Source organism: Maribrevibacterium harenarium, from assembly GCF_006385675.1.
GTDB lineage: Bacteria > Pseudomonadota > Gammaproteobacteria > Pseudomonadales > Marinomonadaceae > Marinomonas > Marinomonas harenarium.
The window spans coordinates 146,331-157,931 of the sequence record NZ_VFRR01000001.1; the positions used below are offsets into that span (position 1 = coordinate 146,331).

At 48.1% G+C, this 11,601-nt stretch carries 6 protein-coding genes; 4 read left to right on the top strand and 2 right to left on the bottom strand.

The genetic code is table 11. From position 1 onward, the window contains the following. The first annotated feature begins 496 nt into the window (after positions 1-496). Complete coding sequence (gene aceE, locus FJM67_RS00770) at positions 497-3,157, top strand: pyruvate dehydrogenase (acetyl-transferring), homodimeric type (protein WP_140586734.1); 2,661 nt, start codon at positions 497-499, stop codon at positions 3,155-3,157. Between the two features lie 85 nt (positions 3,158-3,242). Then, positions 3,243-5,195, top strand: a complete 1,953-nt coding sequence (aceF, locus tag FJM67_RS00775; RefSeq protein ID WP_140586735.1) for a dihydrolipoyllysine-residue acetyltransferase — start codon at positions 3,243-3,245, stop codon at positions 5,193-5,195. 42 nt (positions 5,196-5,237) lie between these two features. Here aceF and FJM67_RS00780 read toward each other — a convergent pair whose 3' ends face one another. After that, positions 5,238-6,359, bottom strand: a complete 1,122-nt coding sequence (locus FJM67_RS00780; protein WP_140586737.1) for a patatin-like phospholipase family protein — start codon at positions 6,357-6,359, stop codon at positions 5,238-5,240. 488 nt (positions 6,360-6,847) lie between these two features. Between FJM67_RS00780 and FJM67_RS00785 the strand changes: the two genes are divergently transcribed. Then, positions 6,848-8,995, top strand: coding sequence for a methyl-accepting chemotaxis protein (locus FJM67_RS00785; protein WP_140586739.1), 2,148 nt, complete (start codon positions 6,848-6,850; stop codon positions 8,993-8,995). 142 nt (positions 8,996-9,137) lie between these two features. Continuing rightward, positions 9,138-10,781 (top strand): phosphoglucomutase (alpha-D-glucose-1,6-bisphosphate-dependent), encoded by a 1,644-nt coding sequence (gene pgm, locus FJM67_RS00790; RefSeq protein WP_140586741.1) that lies wholly within the window; start codon positions 9,138-9,140, stop codon positions 10,779-10,781. A 39-nt stretch (positions 10,782-10,820) separates the two neighbouring features. On the opposite strand, the gene FJM67_RS00795 is transcribed toward pgm, so the two are convergent. After that, positions 10,821-11,555 (bottom strand): spermidine synthase, encoded by a 735-nt coding sequence (locus tag FJM67_RS00795; RefSeq protein ID WP_140586742.1) that lies wholly within the window; start codon positions 11,553-11,555, stop codon positions 10,821-10,823. Between the last annotated feature and the right edge of the window lie 46 nt (positions 11,556-11,601).

The following is an 11,601-nucleotide window of genomic DNA, read 5'->3' on the forward strand; positions in this document are numbered from 1 at the left end:
TTAAGGAGGGGGGAGAGGGCAACATCTAGGCGTTTTTAGAATTAGATGGTACTCTTAGCCGCGAATTTAACGTACCAATTCACGGAAAGTTAGATGTCGTTTCGCCGCAGCAGGCAGAAATAGAGAAAGCTGGTGACCGATAATTTTTTGATAAAAGTCACGTTTCTCACCATCTAACACCCCAGAAAACGTTGCTGGTACTGTACAACAGCAATGTGACGTTTTTTGGTAAAGGTTTGTGAAACATTAACCAATGGAAACAGGCTAACCTCAGCAATCCTGAGGTGGTTGATACGAGCAAGCAATAACTAATAAAAATAATGAATAGATTGCTCACGATTGCTTTATCCAGCTTTCAGTATCGGCTGGTCTCTCGTTAAACCCGTTTAATGAGAACCTATGAGTCTGTTTAAACGACTACATGTTTGGCTACAACACTAGCGTTTTACCAGCATGTCGTTATTGAACTGTTCTAATAGCGGGGGTTATTAACACTATGACGGAGCAGCATATCCTTGAGGATATCGATCCTATCGAAACGAAAGAGTGGGTCGATTCACTCGAGTCTGTCCTAAGAGAAGAAGGCCCTGAGCGTGCTCAGTACCTTTTGGACCGTCTTAATAAAGAGGCTGTGAAGTCTGGCACTCCAATGCCGGCATCTATCACCACGCCTTACCGTAATACCATTCCACCTCAAAATGAGAAGCCACTTCCAGGCGATTTGTTTATGGAGCGTCGTATTCGCTCTATTATTCGCTGGAACGCTTTGGCTATGGTAATGAAAGCAAACCGCCAAGATTCTACTTTGGGCGGCCACATTACTAGTTTCTCTTCTGCAGCTACATTGTATGACATTGGCTTTAACCACTTCTTCCGTGGTGCCAGCGATACTCAAGAAGCGGATATGGTGTTCTTCCAAGGGCATATTGCCCCCGGTATCTACGCACGTTCATATGTAGAAGGTCGTTTAACCGATGAACAACTAGACAACTTCCGTCGTGAAGTCGATGGAAAAGGTTTGTCTTCCTACCCACACCCTTGGTTGATGCCAGATTACTGGCAGTTCCCGACCGTTTCTATGGGTCTTGGTCCATTGCAAGCGATCTATCAAGCCCACGTAATGAAATATCAACATAGTCGTGGTCTTGTGAATCAGGGTGACCGTAAGGTTTGGGCATTCCTAGGTGACGGTGAGTGTGATGAGCCGGAATCACTAGGTGCTATCGCACTTGCAGGCCGCGAGAAGCTAGATAACCTAATCTTCGTGATCAACTGTAACCTACAGCGTCTAGATGGCCCTGTGCGCGGTAACAGCAAAATCGTTCAAGAGCTTGAAGGTGTGTTCCGTGGTGCTGGCTGGAACGTAGTGAAGTGTCTATGGGGCCGTCACTGGGATCCGCTATTTGAAAAAGACCATAAAGGTCTGCTGCAGAAGCGCATGGACGAGGTTTGTGACGGTGAGTTGCAAAACTACAAGGCCAATGGTGGTGCTTACACTCGCGAACATTTCTTTGGTAAGTACCCAGAATTGCTAGAAATGGTTAAGGATTTGTCTGACGATGACATCATGAACCTTAACCGTGGTGGTCACGACCCTTACAAAGTCTACGCAGCATACGCCGCCGCAACTTCACACAAAGGTCAACCAACCGTTATCCTTGCGCAAACCGTTAAGGGTTACGGTATGTTCAAGGCCGCAGAAGCGCAAAACACCGCTCACCAGACCAAGAAACTGGACGAAGAGTCATTGGCGCAATTCCGTGACAAGTTTGGCATTCCAATCAGCGATGAAGAGCTGAAAGACCTACCTTACTACCGTCCGGCAGAAGACAGTCCAGAGATGAAATATCTGCGCTCACGTCGCGAAGCGCTACATGGCCATTTCCCAGTGCGTCGTCGTGACTGTGAAGCGCTTGATGTACCGACTTTGGAAGATTTCAAAGCGCAAATCAAAGGTACCGCTGGTCGTGAAATTTCTACCACCATGGCCTTTGTGCGTTGCTTGAACAATATGGTCAAGCACAAAGGTATTGGTCAGCGCGTAGTGCCGATCGTTGCAGACGAAGCACGTACCTTTGGTATGGAAGGTATGTTCCGTCAGCTAGGTATTTACTCTTCTGAAGGTCAACGCTACACCCCACATGACCATCAGCAAGTGATGTTCTATAAAGAGTCAGAGTCAGGTCAGATTCTACAAGAAGGTATCAACGAAGCAGGTGCTATGTCTGCTTGGTTGGCGCTGGCGACTTCTTATAGCAACAGCAACTACCCAATGATCCCAGTGTACATCTACTACTCCATGTTTGGTTTCCAACGTATTGGTGACTTAGCTTGGGCGGCAGGTGACTCACAAGCCCGTGGCTTCCTATTGGGTGCTACCGCTGGTCGTACAACCCTAAACGGTGAAGGTCTACAGCACGAAGATGGTCACTCCCATATTCTTGCGGGCACTATCCCGAACTGTGTGTCTTACGATCCAACCTACTCCTACGAAGTAGCGGTCATTGTACAAGACGGCCTACGTCGTATGTACCAAGAGCGTGAGAGTGTTTTCTACTACCTAACGGTAATGAACGAAAACTACGAGCACCCAGATATGCCAGAAGGTGTCGAAGAAGGCATCCTTAAAGGTATGTACAAGCTGAAAACTGTCGAAGCTAAAGGCGAGAAAGTTCAGCTACTAGGTGCAGGCGTTATTTTGCGCGAAGTCGAAGCAGCGGCTCAAATCCTTGCTGAAGACTTCGGTATTGCCTCTGATGTTTGGAGTGTGACCTCTTTCAACGAACTACGCCGTGAAGGTTTGGATGTATCTCGTTGGAATCTTTTGCACCCAACTGACGAGCAACGCGTTTCATATGTAGAGCAATGTCTTGGTAACGAAGGTCCAGTGATTGCATCGACCGACCATATCAAACTTTATGCGGATCAAATTCGTCCGTTTGTTAACGGCACATACAATGTGTTGGGTACAGATGGCTTTGGGCGCAGCGATACCCGAGAAAAATTACGTCACTTCTTCGAAGTGAACCGTTACTGGGTAGTGGTTTCTGCGCTAAGTGCATTAGCGAAAGATGGCAAAGTGAAGCCAGCTGTCGTTGCAGAAGCGATCGCTAAATTCGGTCTTGATCCTAACAAACCAAACCCAGTTACTTGCTAACTCGGTTAGGTATTCTGGAGTGGCATCCTTGCCGCTCCAGGTTAGTTAAAGTTTGATTCGTCTATTACAGACAAAGGAGATTTCCGTGAGTACTGAAATTATTCGAGTACCGGATATTGGTGGCGCTACCGACGTTGATGTGATCGAGGTGAGCGTTAAAGTCGGCGACATCATTGAAGTCGACCAATCCATTATTGTGTTAGAGACTGATAAAGCGTCTATGGACGTACCATCTCCTCTAGCAGGCAAAGTGACCGCTATCTCTGTGAAAGAGGGTGATACGGTTTCTGAGGGTAGCGATATCCTAACTCTTGAAGTAGTTGGTGCAACTGCCACAGAAGAACCGGTCAAAGAAGAAGCAAAGGTTGAAGCAGCTCCTGCTCCCGTTGCTGCTGCGCCAGCTCCTGTGGCGGCTTCTGCGGAACAGACTGTTGTTGTGCCAGATATTGGCGGCGCTACCGGCGTTGACGTTATCGAAGTATGTGTGGCTGAGGGGGATGTGGTTCAAGAAGGTGATTCCATTATCGTGCTTGAAACCGACAAAGCTTCAATGGATATTCCTTCGCCATTCACTGGTAAAGTAACTAAGTTGCTTATCAAAGAAGGTGCGACCGTATCTGAAGGTGATGACATTCTGGTAATCATGGCGGAAGGTGCAGCACCTGTTGAGACTGCACCAGTCGCCGCGTCTCAACCAGCTCCTGTTGCTGAGGCTGCGCCAGCTCCTGCTGCCGCGCCAGTGGCTGGCGGCGTTGAAGCAGTGAATGTTCCTGATATCGGTGGCGCAACAGATGTGGATGTCATTGAAGTGTCTGTAGCTGTCGGTGATAAGGTTTCTGAGGGTGATTCTATTATCGTTCTGGAAACTGACAAGGCTTCAATGGATATTCCAGCACCTAAGTCAGGTGTGGTTAAGTCGGTCGCGATCAAAGAAGGCGATAAAGTATCCGAAGGTACTTTGATCCTTGAGCTTGAAGTTGAAGGTTCCGCTCCTGTGGCGGCTGCTCCGGCACCGGCTGCAGCTCAAGCGTCTGCACCAGCTCAACCTAAGCAAGAGGTAGCGCAAGCTGCTGCGCCAGTGGTTGACCAAAATGCCGTGCTAGCAACGCCAAACACCAAGGTTCATGCTGGACCAGCGGTTCGCCTATTGGCTCGTGAGCTAGGCGTAGATCTAGCTCTTGTGCGTGCGACGGGTCCTCGCGGTCGTATCACCAAAGAAGATCTACATGCTTACGTGAAAGCTGCCGTACAAAAAGCGGCTGCTGCTCCAGCGGCGTCGGCAGCACCTGTAGCCGAAGGTGCAGGTATTCCACGTGTGCCTGAGATTGATTTCAGCCAGTTTGGTGAAGTTGAAGTTGTTAAAATGAGCAAGATTCAAAAGATCACGTCATTCAACATGACGCGTTCTTGGTTGAATGTGCCTCACGTAACACAATTCGACAAAGCCGATATTACGGATCTTGAAGACTTCCGTAAGACCTTGAAGCCAGAAATGGAAAAACAAGGTATTAAGCTGACGCCACTACCATTTATGATCAAAGCTGTTGCTCAGGCACTAGTGAAGAATCCGGCCTTCAACGTTTCACTTCATGCTGACGGTGAAAGCGTTGTGCAGAAGAAATACGTTCACATCGGTATCGCAGTAGACTCGCCAGTCGGTCTGGTGGTGCCTGTGCTACGGGATGCGGATAAGAAGTCTGTATTGCAGATTGCTGCCGAGGCGGGCGAACTGATTAAGAAAGCGTTGGCGAAGCAGCTTAAACCTGCTGATATGCAAGGTGGCTGTTTCACTATCTCTAGCCTTGGTGCTATGGGTGGTACCGGCTTTACCCCAATCGTGAACACGCCTGAAGTAGGTATCCTAGGGGTATCGAAGGCCGATGTTGAGCCACGTTGGAATGGTAAAGAGTTTGAGCCACGTACCATGTTGCCATTGTGCTTGTCTTACGATCACCGTGCGGTAAACGGCGCTGATGCAGGTCGATTTATGACTTATCTGAATGCGTTGTTGAGCGATGTACGTCGTTTAACTCTGTAACGAAGAGTTAGCGTCCAAAAAAGCAGCTTTCGAGCTGCTTTTTTATTGCTCAAAAAAAATATTGAGTTTTGCCTGTTGCGCCATGGCATCCTGATAGCCAAGATCTATCAATGCACCACAATATTCCCCTGTGAATAATAGATAGCTAGCGGCTGAAGCGCCGCGAGTACGGTTATCGCCAGTGGCTATTTTTAAAAGCTTTTGCAGTCCTGATGGAAGTGAGTCAAGGTGATCCAAGGCGACTTCATCTAGCCCTCTACTTGGGGTAATCACTTCCACTTGAATTGGGCGGTAACTTGAACGTGCTCCGGTCGCTAATACAGGAGTAATCATCTTATTTACCATTTCCACTCGGCGAATATCGTCCGCCAGGGGGTCAAGAAAAGCACCGTTAAACAGATGTCCGATAACTTGTACGATCGTGGGTGGATTAAAGGGGGTATCGTCAGCTTCTGGACGCCTTGTATTAGATAAGCCAATCACCAAAATTTTATCGGCGCCTAGTTTTATGGCAGGACGCAGACAAGATCCTTGGCGTATCGCGCCATCACCGAAATACTGTCCTTCGATAGCTTGTGGTGGGAATAGGCCGGGTAATGCGCTAGATGCCATCAGATGATCGCAATTTAGCTGAGTGTTCGCACCGGTAGTGCGAGGTTCGTCCCAGCTCTCATGTTCGGTGCAAGTCTCGATAAATGTGTGTGAAACGCCGGTGCTGTAATTGGTTGCAGTTATTGTGAGTGCACCCAATAGTTGCGCGTCGATATTGCGATGTAATTGATCAAAGTTAATCTCCTGCTGCAGTAAGTTTTGTAAAGGAGAGTTGTCCATTAAAGATAGGCTAGTCCCTTGAGACTGTTTCATAAAGGCGTTGATGATGGTGCGACCAATGGAGGAGGCGATGGGCCACTGGCTCATTTGGAAAACCTGCTCGGGGCTTAAGTGCTGCCAAATGCGTTCAAGCTCTAAAACGCCCTGATGTAAATTGGGCAAGCTGGCACCATAGTGGCAAGCATTCAGTGCACCAGCAGAGACGCCACACACAATATCAAAAGGTGAATGGTCTTGTGAGCCTGTGAGTTGTGCTAGGGCTTTTAATACGCCGACTTGGTATGCCGCTCTGGCTCCACCGCCGGCTAGTACAAGGGCTTTTCGATTTGTCATATTCACCTCCTGTTCTAATCAGTATGGCTTATTTACAACGAGTCGGAAGAGATAAATGTAATGGTTTTGTTCGGCTATGTTGCTTGGTTGGTGCATGTTCGATGCTTTGCATTGAAGTGGTGCGGATTTTTTTCTTACTGCGCTATATTGGGGCTTATGTCGTGAATAGGAATATTTAATGCCCGCTAATATTCGCTCATATCGTTGATATGTCGGTAAAATTAACTCTTTTGTAAAAATGTAACGATCTGTAATTGGCGTAATTACAAAACTTTATTCTGTCGTTTACGGTTGATCTCAGAAGAATCGAATGACATTTTGGTATTTGGTTGTGCAATTTAGTTGTGCTGCCTATTATCGCTTCTTGCTTTTGCGTGCTTTGGTATAAAAGTTGCCAATTAACGCCATATCACCCCCGCGCGACCCCTTATTTTGGTCGCTTTTTGGCTCTTTCCCCATGAGAGTCGAATTCAAATTGAGGAGAAAGTATGGCCGAGCTTGGCAGTAATAAGATGGCACTTAGTCACTCTGAACGCCGTTGGTTACCATTAATTGGACCAACAGGAAAACTATCCATGGGTTGGAGTTGCTTTCTGAATCGCAATTCCTATGCAGATATAGAAGCTACCTTCGAGGGAATTGCTGCCACCCGCAAGCGTTTGTTGATGATGTTTGCTACCTCCATCTGGGATAAGGCAGCGGCGATCGCAAAGTCCATCGAGTTAGCTCAAGGCTCAGAAAAATCCATGTTACAGCAGCTCCTACGCTCTATACCTGAAGCCTCGGAGGTTGCTTTAGTGGGAGAGGACGGCATTGTCCATTATTCTACCGTGAGCACTAGGGTAGGAGTTGAGTATGAAAACAAGTCTGCCTTAGCCAGAGCAGGTAAGGGGCGCTTCCTTCATGGTCCGTACCGGGATCCCGTCACCCTGAGCCTTGGGTCGACAACGTCACGTTTTCACGATCAAGTTAGTCTGATGTTCTATCAGCCGCTAGCAGACGAAAATAGTAAAATACGTAAATTTATTACCATTCGTGTGCCCAATGATGTTTTGGGAGACCTTATTCAGCGGGAAGCCGGACACATCTATCACGAGTCTGGTGACAACTATCTATTCATGGTGAAATCGGTTTTCGATCCTAGTATTGAGTCCGGGGTGGCTTTATCTCGCTCCCGCTTTGAAGACGATACATTCTTTCTAGGTGATAACCTCAAACAAGGTGTGCGCACCAAATATGGCACTGTAACAGTAAAAGAACACACCGAATTGGAATTGCGTTTTACTGACCCAGCCACGGGGCAACTGCATCCCGGTGTGCGAGAAACCATTCGCAATGGTGCCAATATTTATGTGAAGTATCCTGGCTACTCGGACTATCGTCATATTCCCGTCATTGGTAAAGGTGTCACTTTCCAAATGCCTGGCTCTGACGACACTTGGGGAATGATGTGCGAAGCGGATCTGGAGGAGGTGTACCGTCCCCGTTCTGTAAAAGTCACCACTATGGGATGGTACTGGTTGGCGATGTTGGTAACCATCTTGGCTCAAGCTAGCTTGGAAAGTTTGGTTGGGCTAAGTGGCTGGATGAGTGGGCTAGCGGTGCTACCAATCGCGATCATGTTATCTTACTTATTCAACAGGGTGGGGCCTGGTCGATTGGCGCGTCAGCTTAATGGTATGACTCGGGTTATTCGCGAATTGGCAGAGGGGGAAGGTAATTTAACCCAAAGGATGGATGTACAGAAACTGCCGCCCAATGAAGCGGGTAATCTTGGTCGTTGGGTGAATAGCTTTATCGATAACCTAGACAATATCGTTGGTGAAGTGATTGTCTCGGCCAAAGAGGTGAATAAACTTGCCACGCAAATGGAACAACTCAACAATGAAGTGAAGCTAGCGTCTTCTCAAGTTAGTAACGCTGCCGCTGAATCATTAACCCTTGCCAATCATCAAACTGGGTATGTGGCGCAAGCTTCAACTACCGCACAAAACATGCGTCACAGTATGCAAGAGGCGGTGCGTAACGCTCAGCAGCAATACCTTTTGGTGCGCCAATCGACAGAGACCATACGCGATGTGGTTAGATCCTCTGCAGACGCGGTAAATCGTCTATCGGAACAAGCTTCTAATGTCGGTCAGTTTGTTGAGGAAATTACCGATATCACCAGTCAAACCAATTTGTTGGCACTGAATGCGGCGATTGAGGCAGCTCGAGCTGGTGAGTTTGGGCGTGGCTTTTCTGTTGTGGCCGACGAGGTTCGTGCCTTGGCAAACCGGACGGCTTCTGCCGCGGCCGATATCGGTAAGGTGGTAGAAGGGATTCGTCTTGAAACGGACAAGGCTGTAGTGTTTATGGAAAAAGGGGTGGCCGATGTGAATAGCAGCTTAGCGAAAAACGAGGCAGCGACCAATGACAGTGAAAAACTAGCGGAAATCGCGGGCGAAATGTTCGATGTCATTGAGCTAATTGCATCCAGCACCGAGCGTCACGAGGATCAGGCCCATTTAGTGGCAGCTAGTGCGACGCAAATGACCACGAGTATGCGCACTCTGAGCGCCAGTTCTGAGCAAGTACGTGATAAAAGTGAGTCATTGTCACGTCTAGTGGGGCTGTTCAAGGTTAGCGCCGCCTAGTATGCTGAACTTAATCTGGTATCAGCCAATGGGGTTGGTACCAGAATGCTGATATTCGTCGTCACAATGGCATTGAAACTGTCATAATCTTCAGACAACATAATCATAACTCTGTATCAGAATACGAAAAGGAACCTTGTCTATGGCGTCCCACCCTCAAGCAGGGCAGCTTGCTCCACTTTCATCTCTTGTCAATGTACCCGCTTTGGTGAGTGCCTATTTTGAGTACCAGCCAAATGTGGAAGAAAGCACTCAGCGTGTAGCCTTTGGCACTTCAGGTCATCGGGGCAGCGCCCTGAACTCAAGTTTTAATCAAAATCATATTTTAGCCATTACCCAAGCCATTGCAGATTACCGCATCAGTGAAGGTATTGCTGGCCCGGTGTATGTGGGCAAAGATACCCACGCGTTGTCGGAAGCGGCATTTGGCACCGTGTTGCAAGTGCTAGTAGCGAACGGAATCCATGTGCGTGTGCAGCAGGGTGGGGGCTTCACTCCGACGCCGGTTATTTCCCATGCCATCCTAACGCACAATAAACATCACCCCCAGTTGGCGGACGGTATTGTTATTACTCCATCTCATAATCCACCAGAAGATGGTGGTATTAAATACAATCCACCCATGGGTGGGCCAGCGGACAAAGATATCACCGATGTGGTTGCCGCCAACGCCAATGCCTTGCTTGCCAATGGTTTGACCGACGTAAAGCAAGTGAGCTTGGCTGAGGCGTTAGCCAGCCCATTGGTACAACAGTTTGATTACATAGATCATTACGTTAGTGATTTAGGTAATGTGATAGATATGGAAGCCATTCGCAAAGCGGGTGTGCGTATCGGCGTTGACCCAATGGGTGGTTCCGGTATCGCCTACTGGCAACCAATCGCTGAACAGTATGGTCTTGATATCACGGTCGTAAACGAAAAAGTTGACCCTACATTTAGTTTCATGCCGTTGGATAAAGATGGCAAAATCCGTATGGATTGCTCTTCGCCTTTCGCCATGCAGAACTTGCTGAAACTCAAAGATCAATTTGATATTGCTGTTGGTAATGATCCGGACTATGACCGTCATGGAATCGTTTGCCCAGATTCAGGTTTGATGAATCCAAATGCGTATTTGGCGGTGGCAATCGGCTATCTGGCTGCCCACCGGCCTAACTGGCCGAGCGACATTCAATTTGGTAAAACACTCGTTTCCTCCGGCATGATTGACCGAGTCGTGGCGGGACTAGGTAAAACGCTATGTGAAGTGCCGGTTGGTTTTAAATGGTACGTTGATGGGCTGTTTAACGGCACCATGGCGTTCGGCGGCGAAGAGAGTGCCGGTGCGTCGTTCTTGCGTAAAGACGGTACTGTTTGGTCAACGGATAAAGATGGATTTATTCTAGCTCTGTTAGCGGCGGAAATTTTGGCAGTAACTGGCAAAACACCCCATCAATTGTCTGAAGAGCAGGTAGCTAAATACGGGCGTCCTTATTACAAGCGTATTGATGTGGCGGCGACGCCGGAGCAAAAACGTATCTTGCAGAATCTTTCAGCAGAAATGGTTGCGCAGGAGGAGCTAGCGGGTGATCCTATTACCCAAAAGCTTACCCATGCACCGGGTAATAATGCAGCAATCGGCGGGCTTAAAGTTGTCACCGATAACGGCTGGTTTGCTGCCCGTCCATCCGGCACGGAAAACGTGTATAAAATCTATTTAGAAAGCTTTGTTTCTGAGACTCATCTTGATGAGTTAGAACGAGCTGCAGTGGCGTTGGTGGATCAGGTGCTAGCTGGCGCCTAAGTGAATGTTACTGTCCTAAAGGCGCCGATTGGCGCCTTTTTATTTAACGCACTCCAGTCGTTGCCACCATTTCTGCAGTGAAAAACCTAAGCTGCTTTCGAGTTGTTGGCAGTAGTCTTTAGCTGCTTTATTACTTAGCTCTGGCCAGTGGTTGGTCGCAAATATCACCCAGTTACCCGCACCAGTATCGATTCCGTAAATATGGGCAAAATGCTGGCTCAAGGCATCGTTTAGATCTGGGTGAGTGCGGTGCTCCGTCCAACAATTTAATATCAGCATGCCGTCGCTTTTTAATTGCTGTTTGCACTGGGCAACAAAATGCTCCGCTAATACGCGCTTATCCATGCCAAAATGTTGGTATAGATCGGTCATTAGCCAGTCTTGTTTCTTTTCTATGGGGTTGTCCAGATAGGCAAAGGCGTCCCCTTGTTCTAGGGTAATGCGCTTGCCGGAAGGTAGACGAAAAAACTCTTGGGCGATGGTAATAATCTCGTGGCGTAGTTCGACTGCATGGATATGGGCTTTGTTGCACACCTGATTTAGTGCGCCAACTAGGGTGCCGCCCCCAAGCCCCAGCAAAGTGATGCGTTTAGGCGCGGCGAATAACAACGGTAGAACCATGGCTTGGGTGTATTCATGTTGCAGTACATGGGGCTTTTGTAGCCAAATGCGGGATTGTTCATCCCCTTCGGCAAATGAGAGTAGGCGAAATTTGCCATCATCGATCACGCTGATTTGGCCAAACTCGTCTTGGCATTGATAAATAACCGTCATGGGGATTCCTAAAAGAGGAGCCGACCAAGTGGTCGGCTCCTGTAGC